General features: G+C 42.8%; 16 protein-coding genes. All 16 read left to right on the top strand.

Translation table 11 applies throughout. The features are described 5' to 3' along the window. The first annotated feature begins 6 nt into the window (after positions 1-6). Positions 7-1,248: a M16 family metallopeptidase gene (locus tag QSJ37_RS05350; RefSeq protein ID WP_285754761.1), complete on the top strand. Its 1,242-nt coding sequence runs from the start codon at positions 7-9 to the stop codon at positions 1,246-1,248. Between the two features lie 106 nt (positions 1,249-1,354). Next, complete coding sequence (locus QSJ37_RS05345) at positions 1,355-1,594, top strand: YlmC/YmxH family sporulation protein (RefSeq protein WP_015863496.1); 240 nt, start codon at positions 1,355-1,357, stop codon at positions 1,592-1,594. A gap of 143 nt (positions 1,595-1,737) precedes the next feature. Continuing rightward, positions 1,738-2,640, top strand: coding sequence for a dipicolinic acid synthetase subunit A (gene dpaA, locus QSJ37_RS05340; protein ID WP_285754241.1), 903 nt, complete (start codon positions 1,738-1,740; stop codon positions 2,638-2,640). Then, complete coding sequence (locus tag QSJ37_RS05335; protein WP_285754240.1) at positions 2,641-3,237, top strand: dipicolinate synthase subunit B; 597 nt, start codon at positions 2,641-2,643, stop codon at positions 3,235-3,237. A gap of 125 nt (positions 3,238-3,362) precedes the next feature. Further along, positions 3,363-4,409: an aspartate-semialdehyde dehydrogenase gene (gene asd, locus QSJ37_RS05330; RefSeq protein WP_285754239.1), complete on the top strand. Its 1,047-nt coding sequence runs from the start codon at positions 3,363-3,365 to the stop codon at positions 4,407-4,409. Positions 4,410-4,440: 31 nt separating this feature from the next. Beyond that, positions 4,441-5,688, top strand: coding sequence for an aspartate kinase (dapG, locus tag QSJ37_RS05325; protein WP_285754238.1), 1,248 nt, complete (start codon positions 4,441-4,443; stop codon positions 5,686-5,688). 12 nt (positions 5,689-5,700) lie between these two features. Then, positions 5,701-6,573 (top strand): 4-hydroxy-tetrahydrodipicolinate synthase, encoded by an 873-nt coding sequence (gene dapA, locus QSJ37_RS05320; RefSeq protein WP_015863502.1) that lies wholly within the window; start codon positions 5,701-5,703, stop codon positions 6,571-6,573. Positions 6,574-6,724: 151 nt separating this feature from the next. Next, complete coding sequence (locus QSJ37_RS05315) at positions 6,725-8,392, top strand: ribonuclease J (RefSeq protein WP_285754237.1); 1,668 nt, start codon at positions 6,725-6,727, stop codon at positions 8,390-8,392. Between the two features lie 109 nt (positions 8,393-8,501). Beyond that, complete coding sequence (locus tag QSJ37_RS05310) at positions 8,502-9,239, top strand: ClpP family protease (protein ID WP_015863504.1); 738 nt, start codon at positions 8,502-8,504, stop codon at positions 9,237-9,239. Further along, positions 9,236-9,460 carry a YlzJ-like family protein gene (locus QSJ37_RS05305; protein ID WP_285754236.1) on the top strand — a complete coding sequence of 75 codons (225 nt, stop codon included), beginning with the start codon at positions 9,236-9,238 and terminating at the stop codon, positions 9,458-9,460. Before QSJ37_RS05310 ends, QSJ37_RS05305 begins: the two co-directional genes overlap by 4 nt. Before the next feature lie 106 nt (positions 9,461-9,566). Continuing rightward, a complete protein-coding gene (locus QSJ37_RS05300; RefSeq protein ID WP_285754235.1) occupies positions 9,567-11,867 on the top strand; it encodes a DNA translocase FtsK in 2,301 nt (766 codons plus the stop codon). A gap of 202 nt (positions 11,868-12,069) precedes the next feature. Then, on the top strand, positions 12,070-12,801 hold the full coding sequence (locus QSJ37_RS05295) for a GntR family transcriptional regulator (protein ID WP_285754234.1): 732 nt from the start codon (positions 12,070-12,072) through the stop codon (positions 12,799-12,801). Positions 12,802-12,892: 91 nt separating this feature from the next. Continuing rightward, on the top strand, positions 12,893-13,978 hold the full coding sequence (locus QSJ37_RS05290) for a BMP family lipoprotein (protein WP_285754233.1): 1,086 nt from the start codon (positions 12,893-12,895) through the stop codon (positions 13,976-13,978). Between the two features lie 129 nt (positions 13,979-14,107). Then, on the top strand, positions 14,108-15,637 hold the full coding sequence (locus QSJ37_RS05285; RefSeq protein ID WP_285754232.1) for an ABC transporter ATP-binding protein: 1,530 nt from the start codon (positions 14,108-14,110) through the stop codon (positions 15,635-15,637). Continuing rightward, positions 15,634-16,704 carry an ABC transporter permease gene (locus tag QSJ37_RS05280; RefSeq protein WP_285754231.1) on the top strand — a complete coding sequence of 357 codons (1,071 nt, stop codon included), beginning with the start codon at positions 15,634-15,636 and terminating at the stop codon, positions 16,702-16,704. Before QSJ37_RS05285 ends, QSJ37_RS05280 begins: the two co-directional genes overlap by 4 nt. Beyond that, positions 16,705-17,664 (top strand): ABC transporter permease, encoded by a 960-nt coding sequence (locus tag QSJ37_RS05275; protein ID WP_285754230.1) that lies wholly within the window; start codon positions 16,705-16,707, stop codon positions 17,662-17,664. It abuts the gene before it with no gap. The last annotated feature ends 103 nt before the right edge of the window (positions 17,665-17,767 follow it).

Raw genomic sequence — 17,767 nt, 5'->3', positions numbered from 1 at the left:
GCGATGTTGATTAATAAATATACTTGCAAAAACGGAGTACGAATCGTGCTAGAACAAATTCCGACAGTGCGTTCTGTCGCGATCGGGATATGGATTGGAACAGGTTCACGCAATGAGACGGAGCAAAATAATGGAATTTCACATTTTTTGGAACATATGTTCTTTAAAGGGACAAAAACGCGCACGGCAAGAGAGATTGCCGAAGCGTTTGACAGTATTGGCGGTCAAGTAAATGCGTTTACTTCTAAAGAATATACTTGCTATTATGCCAAAGTATTAGATGAGCATGCATCATTTGCTCTCGAAATGTTAGCGGATATGTTTTTCCATTCTACTTTTGTTGATGAGGAATTACAAAAGGAGAGAAATGTCGTACTAGAAGAAATTAGAATGTATGAAGATACACCGGATGATATTGTTCATGATTTATTAAGCAAAGCTTGCTATGCGAACCATCCGCTTGGTTATCCAATTTTAGGAACGGAAGAAACGCTGCGCACGTTTACGAGCGATTCGTTGCGCGGATATATGGCTGATTATTATACTCCGGATCGTGTCGTTATTTCCATTGCCGGTAATGTTGACGAAAGTTTTGTTCAGCAAGTGGAAAGCTATTTTGGTTCTTTCACGGCAAAACAAAAAGCTAGCGAATCACCAGCGCCGTTATTTCAGCCGCGAAAATTAGTGCGGCAAAAAGATACGGAACAGGCGCATTTATGTATCGGATTCAACGGGCTTCCTGTCGGCCATCCGGATATTTACACATTAATTATTTTAAATAATATTTTAGGCGGTAGCATGAGCAGTCGTCTTTTCCAAGAGGTCCGTGAACAGCGCGGTTTAGCATATTCGGTCTTTTCTTATCACTCTTCTTACCAAGATAGTGGATTACTAGCGATTTATGCCGGAACGGGCAACAATCAGCTTGATTTGTTATTTGAAACGATACAAGAAACGATCGATGCATTAAAAGAAGATGGAATTACTGAAAAAGAACTAAAAAACAGTAAAGAACAGATGAAAGGAAGTTTAATGTTAGGTTTAGAAAGCACAAATAGCCGGATGAGCCGCAACGGCAAAAACGAATTGTTGCTTGGGCGACATCGTTCTCTTGATGAAATTATTGAGGAAATCAATAGCGTAACCGTGGAAAAAGTGAATGAACTTGCACGTTGTATTTTTAATGAAGATTATGCGCTTGCCTTAATTAGTCCAAGCGGTCAATTACCGAACCGAATCAGTTCGTAAGCAGTTGATAACAACATCGTTCTGAGAAAATGCCTGCCAAAATGCAGGCATTTTTTTATTTTCCCCATCTTACAATAATAGAAAGAAAAGAAAGGAGGAGGACGCGGTGAGGTTAAGCGAGTTAAGCGGCAAAGAAATTGTGGATGCAAGACGCGCCGAACGGCTCGGGGTGCTAGGACAGACGGATTTGGAAATCAATGAGCAAACAGGGCAAATTCAAGCATTGCTCATTCCGACAGGAAAATGGTTTGGATTTCGGAAAGAGGGAAGCGAAATTCGCGTTCCGTGGAAATATATAAAAAAAGTTGGTACGGATATGATTATTATCGATTTTCCGGATGAATGATCAAGAGTGCATGTGATCGCCAAAGGCGGTCACTTTTTTCTTTTAAACTGGAGATATTCACCTACAATTCCTTTTTTACATAAGATGTGAAAAGAAATAAAGCTAAAATATAAGTTTCGTATAAAGGAAGGTGAGCATACACGATGATGCTAACAGGCATGCATATTGCCATTATAGGTGGGGACGCAAGGCAATTAGAAGTCATACGCAAATTAATTGAGCTAGATGCGAAATTGTCTTTAGTTGGCTTTGATCAATTAGCGCATCATTTTGCGGGAGCGACAAAGTTGAGAATAGATGAAGTCGATTTCGCCGATTTAGATGCGATTATTTTGCCGGTTCACGGAACAACTCCGGAAGGAAAAGTAAATACCGTGTTTTCGCATGAACCAATTCCCTTTACAGAAGAAATGATGTTAAAAACACCGAAGCATTGCACGGTCTATTCCGGGATTAGTAATAGCTACTTGGACAATTTAATGAAAACCGTCGACCGCAAATATGTTCAATTATTTGAACGCGACGATGTAGCGATTTATAACTCGATTCCAACCGCAGAGGGAACGATCATGATTGTCATTCAGCATACCGATTTTACGATTCATGGCTCTCGCGTAGCGGTCCTTGGGTTTGGGCGCGTCGGCATGACGGTTGCACGTACATTTGCTGCACTTGGCGCAAAAGTGAAAGTAGGAGCACGCCGCTCGGAGCATCTGGCCCGCATTACAGAAATGGGTCTTACCCCGTTTCATCTCAATGATTTAGAAAAAGAAGTGCAGGATATCGATATTTGCATTAATACCGTTCCGCATTTAATCGTAACGGCAAGTGTCATCGCGAAAATGCCGGTGCATACGCTTATCGTTGATTTAGCTTCAAAGCCTGGCGGCACCGATTTTCGTTACGCCGAAAAGCGTGGAGTAAAAGCGATCCTCGCACCAGGGCTGCCGGGAGTTGTTGCTCCAAAAACAGCAGGGCAAATTATCGCAAATGTTCTTTCACAACTATTATATACAGATTTAGAAAAAAGAAAGGGGAATGTGTAAATGAGTTTAAAAGGAAAGCGAATCGGATTTGGGCTGACAGGTTCTCATTGCACGTATGATGCGGTCATGCCGGAAATTGAAAAATTAGTAAACGAAGGAGCGGAAGTGTTGCCAATTGTTACGTATACAGTAAAAACGACAAACACTCGCTTTGGCGAAGGAGAAGAATGGGTGAAGAAGCTAGAAGAAATAACAGGAAACGAAGTGATTGATACGATCGTCAAAGCAGAGCCGCTCGGTCCGAAAATTCCGCTTGATTGTATGGTTATTGCTCCACTGACAGGAAACTCGATGAGCAAACTTGCTAACGCGATGACAGATTCGCCTGTATTAATGGCAGCAAAGGCAACGATGCGTAATCACCGCCCGGTTGTTCTTGGCATTTCCACGAATGATGCGTTAGGATTAAATGGGATAAACTTAATGCGCCTAATGGCGGCGAAAAATATTTATTTTATTCCGTTTGGCCAAGACGCCCCGCATACAAAACCGAATTCGATGGTGGCAAAAATGTCGCTGTTGCGTGATACCGTCCTTGCCGCATTAGAAGGAAGACAGCTTCAGCCGGTCATTATTGAAAAATTTCGGGATCAATAAGCAATCGATAGAAAATTCACTCCTATGCATAAAAATTTTCACTCCTTTAAAGTGGAATATGATAAAATAAAAACTATAAATTTACCAATGTGATATTGAGTGACTATGCGGAAGGAGAATGGTTCATGGAACAAAGACGTTTTCATGTTGCAGTCGTAGGAGCAACTGGCGCAGTTGGTCAACAAATGGTGCAAACGCTCGAAAATAGAAATTTCCCAGTCGGAAAGCTGACATTATTATCATCAGAACGTTCAGCAGGAAAAAAAATGCGCTTTCGCGGTGAAGAAATCGAAGTGCAAGCGGCGACACCAGAAAGTTTTGCCGGGGTGGATATCGCCCTATTTAGCGCAGGTGGATCTGTCTCAAAAGCATTGGCACCGGAAGCGGTCAAACGCGGGGCAATCGTGATCGATAACACGAGCGCGTTTCGTATGGAAGAAAACGTCCCGCTCGTTGTCCCGGAAGTGAACGAAAATGATTTAACATGGCATAATGGCATTATCGCCAATCCGAACTGTTCAACGATCCAAATGGTCGTTGCGCTTGAACCGATTCGCCAAGCGTTCGGCCTAAAAAAAGTGATCGTTTCCACGTATCAAGCTGTATCCGGTGCCGGGGCGCAGGCGATTGAGGAATTAAAGGCGCAATCGAAAGCAGTGTTAAACGGTGAGCCGGTGACACCAGAAATTCTGCCAGTAAAATCGGACCGTAAACATTATCAAATTGCTTTTAATGCCATCCCGCAGATTGATAAATTCCAAGAAAACGGCTTTACATTTGAAGAAATGAAAATGATCAATGAAACGAAAAAAATTATGCATATGCCGGAGCTGCAAGTGGCAGCAACATGTGTGCGCATCCCGGTCGTCAGCGGCCATTCGGAATCCGTATATATTGAAATTGAAAAAGATGGAGTCAGCGCAGACGACATTAAAGCGGTATTAAAAGATGCTCCGGGTGTCATTTTACAAGATGACCCAAGCGAACAAGTATATCCAATGCCAGTTGATTGTGTTGGCAAATACGATGTGTTTGTCGGACGAATTCGCAAGGATTTAGATCATGACCGGGCGTTCCATTTATGGGTCGTATCTGATAATTTACTAAAAGGCGCGGCATGGAATTCCGTGCAAATTGCGGAAAGTTTAATTAAACTAGGGCTTGTAAAATAAAAAGAGAAGCGAATTACATCGAGGTGTTAACATGAAAATCATTGTTCAGAAGTTTGGCGGCACATCCGTCCGTGACGAACGCGGGCGTGATTTTGCACGCAAGCATATTGAAAAAGCGCTTGAAGACGGCTATAAAGTAGTTGTTGTCGTCTCGGCGATGGGGCGAAAAGGAGAACCGTATGCGACGGATACGCTCCTTAGCCTCATCGGCGGGGCTAACAATTATGTCACGAAGCGCGAACAAGATATGCTAATGGCGTGCGGTGAAATTATTTCTAGCGTTGTTTTTACGAATCTATTAAATAAGCATGGAATAAAAGCAACTGCGTTTACTGGCGCGCAAGCAGGTTTCCGAACGAACGATGATTATACGAATGCGAAAATTATCGAAATGCGGTGCGAACGCCTGCTTGAAGCATTGAACGAATACGATGTCGTTGTCGTTGCTGGCTTTCAAGGCGCGACAGAAAATGGCGATATTACAACGCTTGGGCGCGGCGGAAGCGATACGTCTGCGGCGGCGCTTGGTGCGGCGTTAAACGCCGAATGGGTCGATATTTTTACCGATGTCGAAGGGGTGATGACTGCAGACCCGCGCATTGTCGAAAACGCCCGTCCGCTCGATGTCGTCACGTATACGGAAATTTGCAATATGGCCTATCAAGGGGCAAAAGTGATTCATCCACGCGCTGTTGAAATTGCGATGCAGGCAAAAGTGCCGTTGCGCGTTCGTTCAACGTATTCCGATTCTTTAGGAACGCTTGTTACATCTGCTATTCGTTCGAAAAAAGGAAGCGATGTAAAAGAGCGGTTAGTCACTGGCATTACTTATGTTTCCAATATTACGCAAATTAAAGTACAGGCGAAAGAGGGACATTATGAATTGCAGTCCGATGTTTTTAAGGCGATGGCGAATGAAGGAATTAGCGTCGACTTCATTAACATCTCGCCAAACGGTGTTGTTTATACGGTTTCTGGTGAAATGACAGAGCGAGCGGTCGCTGCCCTTCGCCGTATTGGTTATGAACCGATCGTTACACCAGGATGTGCGAAAGTATCTACAGTCGGAGCAGGGATTGCTGGAGTCCCTGGAGTGACGGCAAAAATCGTTACGGCTCTTTCTGAGCAAGGAATTCAAATTTTACAATCAGCCGATAGCCATACGACCATTTGGGTATTAGTGAAAGAGGAAGATATGAAAAAAGCGGTGAACGCGTTGCATGATGCATTCCATCTTTCCGAGGAATCGGCGGAAGAGTACGATTTAAAATTGGAGTGAGGAGTGAGGGTATTGATCCAATTTGGCAAAATCGTGACAGCGATGGTAACGCCGTTTGACCACAAAGGGAATATCGATTTTGCAAAAACGACCAAGCTTGTCGATTATTTGCTCGAAAACGGAACAGATTCGCTCGTTGTTGCCGGAACGACAGGCGAATCGCCAACATTAACGACGGAAGAAAAAGTTGCTTTATTCCGTCACGTTGTTTCGGTTGTGAACGGGAGAGTTCCAGTTATTGCTGGGACTGGAAGCAACAATACACACGCATCGATTGAGTTGACGAAGAAAGCGGAAGAAGCTGGCGTCGACGCGGTAATGTTAGTAGCGCCGTATTATAATAAACCGAATCAAGAAGGGTTATATCAACACTTCAAAGCGATTGCCGAAAGCACGTCGCTTCCGGTGATGCTCTATAATATTCCTGGACGTTCTGTTGTGAACATGTCTGTTGACACGGTTGTTCGTTTATCGGAAATTCCAAACATCGTTGCTATAAAAGATGCGAGCGGCAATTTAGATACGATGACGGAAATAATCGCCCGGACGAGAGAGGATTTTCTGCTTTACAGCGGTGACGATAACATCACCCTTCCGGTATTGGCGATTGGCGGTGCCGGCGTTGTGTCTGTTGCCTCTCATATTATTGGCAATGAAATGCAGCAAATGATTGCTGCCTTCGAAGCAGGGGAACTTGCCAAAGCGGCAAAACTGCATCAAAAGCTGTTGCCAATTATGAAAGGGTTATTTGCAGCGCCAAATCCTGTACCGGTAAAAACGGCGCTGCAGTTAAAAGGATTAGACGTCGGTTCTGTCCGTCTGCCGCTTGTCCCGCTCACCGAACAAGAGCGCATCGAGCTAATGAATTTATTAAATACATTATAAAAGCCAAAAGGAAAACCAATCCGCATAGGCGGATTGGTTTTTTGCTGTTATAAAGCGCTTCATAAATCATCTTGTATTCAAAATCTCCCATCAGTTATAATAAAATCAAGTGACTTTGAGCGGGTTAGTATCATCATAGGAGGACGTGACATTGAGAACGAAACAAGTAGAGAAAATAAGGATTTTTTCCCTTGGGGGAGTCGGGGAAATCGGTAAAAACATGTATGTGGTCGAGCTGGATGACGACATTTTTGTGATCGACGCCGGCGTCATGTTTCCTGAGGACGAGATGCTTGGGATTGACAAAGTGATTCCTGACATTAGCTATCTCGTTGAACGCCAAGATCGCATTAAAGCAATTTTTTTAACCCACGGGCATGAGGAACATATTGGAGCCATTGCTTACGTGTTGAAAAAGATTACGGCGGTGCCGGTGTACGGAACAAAGCTTACATTGGGATTGGCAGAATCGATTTTGAAGGAACAGGGGATTACAAACGCAAAACTAATCGAAATTCGCTCCGATTCGGAAATTTTGTTTGATAAAGCAAAAGTGACGTTTTTCCGAACGATTCATAGCATCCCTGATTCGGTTGGGATTAGCATTCATACATCCCAGGGCGCCATTGTCTATACGAGCGACTTTAAATTTGACCAGACTCCATATGGCAAAAATCGAGCGGATTTAGGGAAAATGGCGCAGATTGGCGAACAAGGAGTGCTTTGCCTATTATCCGATAGTACGAATGCGGAAAGACCAGGTTATACGGGATCGGACACGCTTGTAGCCCAGGAAATTGCCGATGTTATTTATAACGCGAATGGTCGGGTTTTTGTTGCTTGCTATGCGTCGAACATCACAAGAATTCAGCAAGTATTACATGCGGCAAAAATGTACGGACGGAAGGTAGCGGTTGTAGGGAAAACGTTGCATAAAGTGATGGATATTGCTGTTCGGCTTGGATATTTACATCTTCCGGAAAAAGTGACTATTTCCATTCATGACATTGGCCGCTATGATGACAAGGAACTTATTATTTTAACAACAGGCGGGCATGGCCAACCGATGAGCGCATTGGCCCGTATGGCTAAACAAGTACACAAGCAGGTCAACATAAAAGAAGGGGATACTGTCATTGTTGCGGCATCGGTGATGCCTGGATATGAATTAGTATTTTCAAAAACCATTGATGCACTGTATCGTGCCGGAGCGAACGTCATTTACCGCGAGAGAAAAGTGCACGTGTCTGGACACGCATGCCAAGAAGAATTGAAGCTAATGCTTAATTTAATGAAACCGAAATATTTTATTCCTGTTCATGGCGAATATCGTATGCAAAAAGCACACGCTAATCTTGCAAAAGCGGTTGGCATCTCCGAAGATAGGACGTTTTTGATTGACAAAGGTGATGTCATTGAATTTCGCAATGGAGTGGCTCGCCCTGGAGGAAAAGTTCCGTACGGCAACATTTTGATTGATGGTCTTGGCATAGGCGATGTTGGCAACATTGTTTTAAGAGACCGGCGTCTTCTTTCGCAAGATGGGATTTTAATTGTTGTCGTTACATTGAGCAAAGAGTCAAAAAAAATTATCGCTGGACCGGAAATTATTTCGCGTGGTTTTGTCTATGTCAGAGAATCAGAATCATTGCTTGATGAAGCAACAAAAATCGTTGCAAATATTGTGAATAAATGCTTGCAAACCTATATGATCGAATGGTCGTCATTAAAATCAAACATTCGCGAAGCATTGAGCCAGTTTTTATTTGAAAAAACAAAACGAAAACCGATGATTTTACCAATTATTATGGAAGTATAATACAATCATGCTCAAAGTCAACGAACATGCCGATAGGAAATTCCTATCGGCATTTTTCTTTTCCAACTCGAGCATACTATATGTATGACGGAAAGAAAGGAGAATATGCATGGAAAAAGAGCGTTACATACAATCGGAATCAGAAGAAAACCAAGAAACGAAAGAGGAACAAGTAACAGCGGCGATTCAACAGCTAGGCCAAACAAACATTCCACAAATGACGCCGGATACAAACATTCATTGTTTAACGATTGTCGGGCAAATTGAGGGACATATTCAACTTCCACCGCAGAATAAAGCGACGAAATACGAACATGTTATTCCACAAATTGTCGCCATTGAACAAAATCAAAATATTGAAGGCCTGCTCGTTATTTTAAATACGGTAGGCGGAGATGTAGAAGCAGGATTAGCGATTGCGGAAATGCTTGCGTCCTTATCGAAACCGACCGTTTCTATCGTATTAGGAGGCGGTCATTCGATTGGTGTGCCGATTGCGGTTTCTTGTGATTATTCATTTATTACCGAAACGGCAACGATGACGATTCACCCTGTTCGATTGACTGGGCTAGTCATTGGCGTTCCGCAGACATTTGAATATTTGGATAAAATGCAAGAGAGAGTTGTTCGCTTTGTTACAAAACATTCCAAAATCACGGAAGAAAAATTTAAGGAACTTATGTTTTCCAAAGGGAATTTAACGCGTGATATCGGCACCAATGTTGTCGGTCCTGATGCGGTAAAATATGGACTTATTGATGAAGTCGGCGGCGTTGCTCAAGCGATGAACAAATTGCGCGAATTAATTGAACTGAACAAATCAGGGGAAAGGAAGATTGTCCAATGATTTTATATACGATCATGCCGGAACATCTTATCTTCCAAACTGCTAAGGAAGAATACGAAAAACGAACAATGGTATACTATGATGGAATTCCATTTCTTGTACAAAAAACGGAAACCAATGAATATGAAATTGTTCAAAATTTAAGTACGAATCCGCTTCATTTTTTAGAACAAAAATATGCACCAGGAACGAGATTTCCGATTTCTTCCGCAACATCGTAATGAATTCCATGTCCATTCGTGATATAATAATAAACAAACGGAAAAAAGCAGCCAAGTATGGCTGCTTTTTTCCAATCTTTCAGTTTGTTTATTGGAGTGAATAGTTGTGGCAAAACGGAAACGACAGAAAAAATCAAGACGGTCAAAGCAACATTGGAAAGAGACATTTCAATTTGAATTGCTTGGTCTTACGATGTTAGCGATTTCCGTCATTGCGATGGCGCGCCTTGGGCTAGTTGGAAAGACGCTCGTATTTATTGCGCGTTTTTTCTTTGGAGAATGGTATATGCTGCTGTTTGTAGCCTTATTTATATTGTCGTTTTATATCATTTGGAAGCGTGCATGGCCTTCGTTTACTCATCGCATTCTTCTCGGTTTATATATTATCGTTTCCGCGCTTTTATTACTAAGTCACGAAACGTTATTCGATTTGTTGTCCCGACGCGGGCAATTTGACCCTAGCATCATTCGAACGACATGGGAGTTGTTTTGGAACGAAGTGCGGGGAGAATCGGCGAATACTGACTTAGGCGGCGGGATGGTCGGGGCGTTTTTCTTCGCGGCAAGCTATCAATTATTTGATGAACTTGGAACAAAATGGATTTGTTTTTTTCTTTTTATCATCGGGGCCGTTTTCATTACCGGAAAATCATTGAGTGAAACAGTGGGAAAAGTGGTGATCATAATCGCTTCTTTTCTCAAGGAGCAATGGCTGGCGTTTGTTGCGGATATAAAACAGTGGGGCGGTAAAAAGCAGGGACGAAAACGGCAAAAAACAAGAACTACACAACCCGACAAGCAGCATGACAGCACAGAAGAGGAACCGATCATACAAGAAGGGGAACCGCTCTCTCCTCCGCCGATTATTTCCGATTTTACTGCCGCGCGTTCGAATGAGATAGAACAAGAACGAGAGCAAGAAAATATAGAAGACACCGAGGAAGAAACATCTGGGCCGTTAGCGTTTTCGGAAATGGAAAATATTGATTATCAGCTTCCGCCTCTTGAGCTGCTCCATCTTCCGAAACAATCAAACCAAGCGAAAGATCACGCAAATATTTATGCAAATGCGCGCAAGCTGGAAAAAACATTTCAAAGCTTTGGCGTAAAGGCGAAAGTAACTCAAGTTCATCTTGGTCCTGCAGTAACGAAATATGAAGTATACCCGGACGTAGGGGTGAAGGTAAGTAAAATTGTTAGTTTGAGCGACGACCTTGCCCTTGCGCTAGCTGCAAAAGACATTCGTATTGAAGCGCCGATTCCCGGAAAATCCGCGATCGGCATTGAAGTTCCAAATGAAGAAATTGCGACTGTTTCTTTAAGAGAAGTGTTAGAAGCGATTGATCATTACAAACAAGAAGCGAAACTATTAATTCCGTTAGGCCGTGACATTTCCGGCGAGGTCGTTGTCGCTGAACTTAACAAAATGCCGCATTTATTAATTGCCGGGGCAACTGGGAGCGGGAAAAGTGTGTGCATTAATGGAATTATCGTAAGCTTGCTTATGCGTACAAAGCCGCATGAAGTAAAATTAATGATGATTGACCCGAAAATGGTAGAATTAAGTGTATATAACGGGATACCGCATTTGTTGGCCCCGGTTGTTACGAATCCGAAAAAAGCGTCACAAGCGTTAAAAAAGGTTGTTCAAGAAATGGAAAGAAGATATGAATTATTTTCACACACAGGCACACGAAATATCGAAGGATATAATGAATACGTGCAGCGCCATAATCAAGAATCGGAAGGAAAACAGCCGCTGCTTCCTTATATTGTCGTTATTATTGATGAGCTGGCAGATTTAATGATGGTTGCTTCTTCCGATGTGGAGGATTCGATTACGCGCTTGGCGCAAATGGCGCGCGCGGCAGGAATTCATTTAATTATTGCGACGCAGCGGCCTTCGGTTGACGTCATTACAGGTGTCATTAAAGCAAACATTCCGTCACGGATCGCTTTTAGCGTTTCTTCCCAAACCGATTCGCGGACTATTTTGGATATGGGGGGAGCGGAAAAACTGCTGGGCCGTGGCGATATGCTGTTTTTGCCGATGGGTGCTTCCAAACCGATTCGTGTCCAAGGAGCGTTTGTTTCCGATGAAGAAGTCGAAGAGGTTGTCAATTTTGTTATTTCCCAGCAAAAAGCACAATACTATGAAGAGATGATGGTCAGCGAAGAGAATGGTGAGAGCGAGGAATTTGACGATGAATTGTATGATGAAGCGGTTCGGCTTGTTGTAGAGATGCAAAGTGCTTCGGTTTCCATGCTGCAACGGCGCTTTCGCATCGGTTATAATCGTGCGGCTCGTCTCATAGATGCGATGGAGGCACGTGGAGTTGTTGGACCCTATGAAGGAAGTAAACCTCGCGCTGTACTTATTCCAAAAGAAAATGTAAAAACATCATAGGGGAGCAGGCAAACTTGTTGCCTGCTCTTTTAAAAAATATATCACATTGAAAACGTTATCAATCGTTTTTTTGCTTTTTTCGACAAAATTTTTATTTACTATTTATTTATCCCAAAAAAAATGGTATAGTAATCTCGAAGAGTCTACATGTCTAACGTCAGAGGTCTGATATCTGTTGAAATGAAAAATGGGGGATTTTTTCATGTCCATCAAGTCAGACAACCGTCACCTATATTTACAAGTGATTGATCGAATTAAGCGTGATATTGAAACAGGCGTGTATAAAGAAAAACAAAAGCTCCCATCGGAATTTGAATTAGCGAAACAACTAGGTGTCAGCCGTGCAACATTGCGTGAGGCATTGCGTGTTTTAGAGGAAGAAAACGTGATTATTCGCCGGCATGGTGTTGGAACGTTCGTCAGTGCAAGACCGCTGTTTACATCGGGGATCGAGCAGTTAAGCAGCGTTACTGATATGATTCGGCAGGCAGGTCGAAAACCTGGAACGATTTTTTTATCTTCTTCCATTCAACAGCCGACGGAAGATGACATCCGGAGATTTCAATGTTCGGCGGACGATGACATTCTTTTGATTGAACGTGTCCGTACAGCTGACGGGGAGCCTGTTGTATATTGTATAGACAAAATTTTATGTAAATATTTGCCAAAAGGAATTTCCTATGAGCAAGAATCCCTTTTTGAAAACTTACACAATCAGGCGAATCGCGATATTGCTTATGCTGTAGCTCGCATTGAACCGCTCGGTTACCATGAGAAAGTGTCGCCGATTTTGCAATGTGAGCCAGAAACTGCGCTTCTTGTGTTAAAGCAAATGCATTTTGATAAAAATGATGAGCCGATTTTTTATTCCATCAACTATTTCCGTTCTGACAAAATCAGCTTTCATGTACTTCGAAAACGCCTTAGTTTTTAAGGAGGTGACATCCATACATAGAAATATAGGGATGATTTTATAATAAGTAAGAAGGCAAAACAATTTTTTTATGGATTAGGGGGTATTTGTAATGAAAAAACGATTTGGACTCGCCCTTTCCCTTGTTTTAGCGGCAGGTACACTATTAAGCGCATGCGGTGGACAAGGGGAAAATAATGCTGGCGGCAAAGACACGTTTAGTGTTGCGATGGTAACAGACGTTGGCGGTATTGATGACAAATCTTTCAACCAATCTGCTTGGGAAGGTTTGCAAAAATTTGGAAAAGATAATGGCTTGAAAAAAGGCCGAGGAGGTTATGATTATTTACAATCGTCAAGCGATGCTGACTATCCGACAAACTTAAATAAGCTTGTGCGCAGCGACTTTGATTTGATTTATGGAATTGGATATTTAATGGGAGATGCAGTAAAAGAAGTTGCAAAACAAAACCCGAAAAAGCATTTTGCGATCGTCGACACGGTTGTTAAAGAACCAAATGTTGCTAGCATTACGTTCAAAGAGCATGAAGGTTCATTCCTTGTTGGTGTCGTTGCCGGCTTAACAACAAAAACGAATAAAATCGGATTTATCGGCGGCATGGAAATTCCATTAATTGAAAAGTTTGAAAGCGGATTCCTTGCAGGAGTAAAAGCTGTTAATCCGAAAGCGAAAGTCGAAGTGCAATATGCCGGTGCGTTTGACCAAGCGGATAAAGGAAAAGCGATTGCATCAAGCATGTATGCTTCCGGAGTCGATGTCATTTATCATGCCGCTGGCGGAACAGGAAATGGTTTGTTCTCTGAAGCAAAAGACTTGAAAAAGAAAGATCCGAACCGTGAAATTTGGGTAATCGGTGTGGATAAAGACCAATCGCCTGAAGGTGTTGTGAAAGTTGGCGGCAAAACGTATAACGTTACATTAACATCGATGGTAAAACGTGTCGATGTGGCTGTATATGACTTGGCAAAACGAGCAAAAGATGGCGATTTCCCTGGCGGAAAAACGCTTGAATATGGTCTTCAAGAAGACGGGGTTGGCATTGCGCCTACACAAGACAACATTAAGCCGGAAGTGTTAAAAGCAGTCGATGAATGGAAGCAAAAAATCATCAAAGGCGAAGTAAAAGTTCCAATGACTCGCAAAGAATACAAACAGTTTGAAGCATCCTTAAAATAATTGAATAAAAAGGCTAGTGGTTACGCTAGCCTTTTTATTCGCAAAAAATCATAAAATGAAAGGCTGCAATCGGATATTGCATCCTTCCATTTTATGATTTTACCTTGCTTAAGTAAGGAGTGAATTTATTTGGAATATGTTATTGAAATGTTGAACATTCGAAAGGTGTTTGGCAATTTTGTCGCAAACGACAACATTACATTGCAGTTAAAAAAGGGGGAAATTCATGCGCTCTTAGGGGAAAACGGAGCAGGAAAATCGACGCTCATGAACGTGCTGTTTGGCCTTTATCAACCGGATGGCGGCGAGATTCGTGTGAAGGGTAAAAAGGTGAAAATTACTAACCCAAACGTTGCGAATGAACTTGGGATTGGCATGGTGCATCAACATTTTATGCTTGTTGATACGTTTACAGTCACGGAAAACATTATTTTAGGCAGTGAACCGAAAAAAGGCGGAATCATTGATATAAAGCGAGCGGAACAAGAAGTACGCGAACTGTCGGAACGGTACGGTCTTGCGGTAGACCCGACGGCAAAAATCGCTGATATTTCGGTTGGAATGCAGCAGCGCGTCGAGATTTTAAAAACGCTATATCGCGGGGCGGACATTTTAATTTTTGACGAACCAACGGCAGTGTTGACTCCGCAGGAAATTCATGAACTGATTCAAATTATGAAAAAATTAGTGAAAGAAGGAAAATCGATTATTTTAATTACCCATAAGTTAAAGGAAATAATGGAAGTGTGCGACCGTGTCACCGTTATTCGCCGCGGAAAAGGAATCGCTACTTTAAATGTTTCAGAAACAAATCCAAATGAGCTTGCCTCTCTTATGGTCGGCCGCGAAGTGCAGTTTAAAACAGAAAAGAAACCGGCACAGCCAGGCAAACCAGTGCTGGAAATTAAAGATTTAGTCGTAAAAGACGCGCGCGGCGTGGCTACCGTCAATCATTTAGACTTAACGGTGCATGCTGGAGAAATTGTGGGTATTGCAGGGGTAGACGGCAACGGGCAGACAGAACTGATTGAGGCGCTTACAGGGCTTGTTAAGGTGGAATCGGGATCGATTTTGTTGAACGGCCGCGATATTACGAACCTTCCGCCGCGAAAAATTACCGAAGCAGGCGTCGGCCATATCCCGCAGGATCGCCATAAACATGGCCTTGTTCTGGACTTTCCAATTGGGGAAAATATGGTGCTGCAAACATATTACAAATCCCCATATTCGAAACGCGGAATTTTAAATTTTAAAGCGATTTACGATAAAGCGCGTCAGCTTATTGCCGAATTCGATGTGCGCACGCCGGATGAATTTACGAAAGCGCGCGCCCTGTCTGGCGGGAACCAACAAAAAGCGATTATCGGCCGGGAAGTAGACCGAAATCCGGACTTGCTTATTGCCGCACAGCCAACACGCGGTCTGGATGTTGGGGCAATTGAATTTATTCATAAACGTTTAATTGAACAGCGTGATCAAGGAAAAGCGGTGCTTCTTGTTTCATTTGAGCTAGATGAAGTCATGAATGTAAGTGACCGTATTGCTGTTATTTACGAAGGAAAAATTGTTGCCATCGTTGATCCGAAAGAGACGACAGAGCAAGAACTCGGATTATTAATGGCGGGAAGTAAACGGAAGGAAGCAGGTGTGTCTTCATGAAGTTGAGTGAACTTAAAAAATTTTTTGTTTCCGCATCGTCTGCCTTTGTTGTTCCTGTATTGGCCGTATTGTTAGGGATGATTGCCGGTGCGATTGTAATGATCGCAAGCGGTTATAATCCGCTCGCCGGATATTCGTCTCTTCTATACGGTGCATTTGGCGATCCATATTACATTGGAGAAACGATTCGACAAACGACACCTTATATTTTAGCAGGTCTTGCAGTTGCTTTTGCATTTCGTACCGGTTTGTTTAACATCGGTGTAGAAGGTCAGCTCATTGTTGGCTGGCTTGCGGCGGTATGGGTCGGCGTGTCGTTTGAACTTCCGAAAGTCATTCACCTGCCGATGGCGATTTTAGCGGCAGCGCTGGCAGGAGCGATATGGGCGCTTATTCCAGGGATTTTAAAGGCGTATTTAAGAGTCCATGAAGTGATTATTACCATTATGATGAACTATATTGCCCTTCATGTGACAAACGCTATTATTCGCTCTGTTTTATCGGATGAAGGGTTTAAATCAAAGCCTGTGCATGAAAGCGCATCGCTTCGTTCGGAGTTTTTAGAATCCATTACGTATCACTCTTCCGTACATTATGGCATCCTTATCGCGATTATCGGTGCGATCGTTATGTGGTTTCTTCTTGAAAAAACGACAAAAGGATTTGAACTGCGTGCTGTTGGGTTTAACCAGCATGCTTCTCAATATGCAGGAATGAACGTAAAAGCAAATATTATTTTATCGATGATTATTTCTGGAGCATTCGCTGGAATCGCTGGGGCGATGGAAGGTCTCGGTACTTTCGGAAATATTTCCGTGAAAGCCGGTTTTACCGGTGTAGGATTTGATGGAATTGCTGTTGCGCTGATTGGCGGAAACAACGCATTTGGAATATTGCTATCGGCATTATTATTTGGCGCGTTGAAAGTTGGGGCGCTTGAAATGCCGTCAAGCGCTGGTGTGCCAACAGAACTAGTGGATATTATTATTGCACTCATTATTTTCTTTGTCGCGTCAAGTTATGTCATTCGTTTATTACTATCTCGTTTGAAAAAGGGGGCGGAATAAGTGAGCGTCTATGAAGTATTGCAAGTAATTATTCCTTCTGCCATTTTCTTTGCTGCTCCCCTTATTTTTACAGCGCTTGGTGGCGTATTTAGCGAACGATCCGGCGTTGTGAATATTGGTTTAGAAGGGTTAATGACCATTGGAGCATTTGTTGGTATTGTTTTCAATTTAACGTTTGCTGACAAATTTGGAGCGCTTACCCCATGGCTCGCTTTACTCGTTGCCATGGTTGTCGGCATCATTTTTTCGCTGTTTCATGCCGTTGCATCTATTTCGTTTCGCGCTGATCAAGTGGTTAGCGGTGTGGCGATTAACTTTTTAGCTCTTGGATTATCGCTCTTTTTAGTCAAAAAAATATACGGAAAAGGGCAAACCGATCAGATTCAAGTTGGATTTGATAAAATAGACGTTCCGGTATTAAGTGATATTCCAGTGATCGGGCCGCTCTTTTTCTCCAATATGTACATTCCATCGTATTTGGCGATTATTTTGGCGTTTGTCGTATGGTATGTCATTTACAAAACGCCATTTGGCCTTCGTCTTCGTGCAGTCGGTGAGCATCCGATGGCGGCGGATACGATGGGAATTAATGTGACGAAAATGCGTTATATTGCCGTTATGATCAGCGGGGCGTTAGGCGGGCTTGGCGGTGCGGTGTACGCGACGATTATTTCTCGCGATTTCAGCCACGCAACGATTTCCGGACACGGCTTTATGGCGCTTGCGGCGATGATTTTCGGAAAATGGCATCCGATTGGGGCGATGGGAGCGGCGTTGTTCTTTGGTTTGGCGCAAAGTTTAAGTATAGTTGGAAAAACGCTTCCATTTCTAAAAGATGTACCGACGGTTTATTTGCTGATTGCTCCATATGTGCTAACGATTTTAGCGCTTGCCGGCTTTATCGGGCGCGCGGAAGCACCAAAAGCTTTAGGTACGCCTTATATTAAAGGAAAACGGTAAAAGACGTAGTGAAAATCGTGAAAAAAGAACTCGATCGTAAAGTTCGAGTTCTTTTTTGCTTTTATTTGCATTTTATGTTTTGTGAAAGGTATATTGTTGATAT

Source organism: Parageobacillus sp. G301 (assembly GCF_030268025.1).
GTDB classification, from domain to species: Bacteria; Bacillota; Bacilli; order Bacillales; family Anoxybacillaceae; genus Parageobacillus_B; species Parageobacillus_B toebii.
The sequence above is the reverse complement of the archived record's forward strand: the minus strand, read 5'-3'. Positions and strand labels throughout refer to the sequence as shown.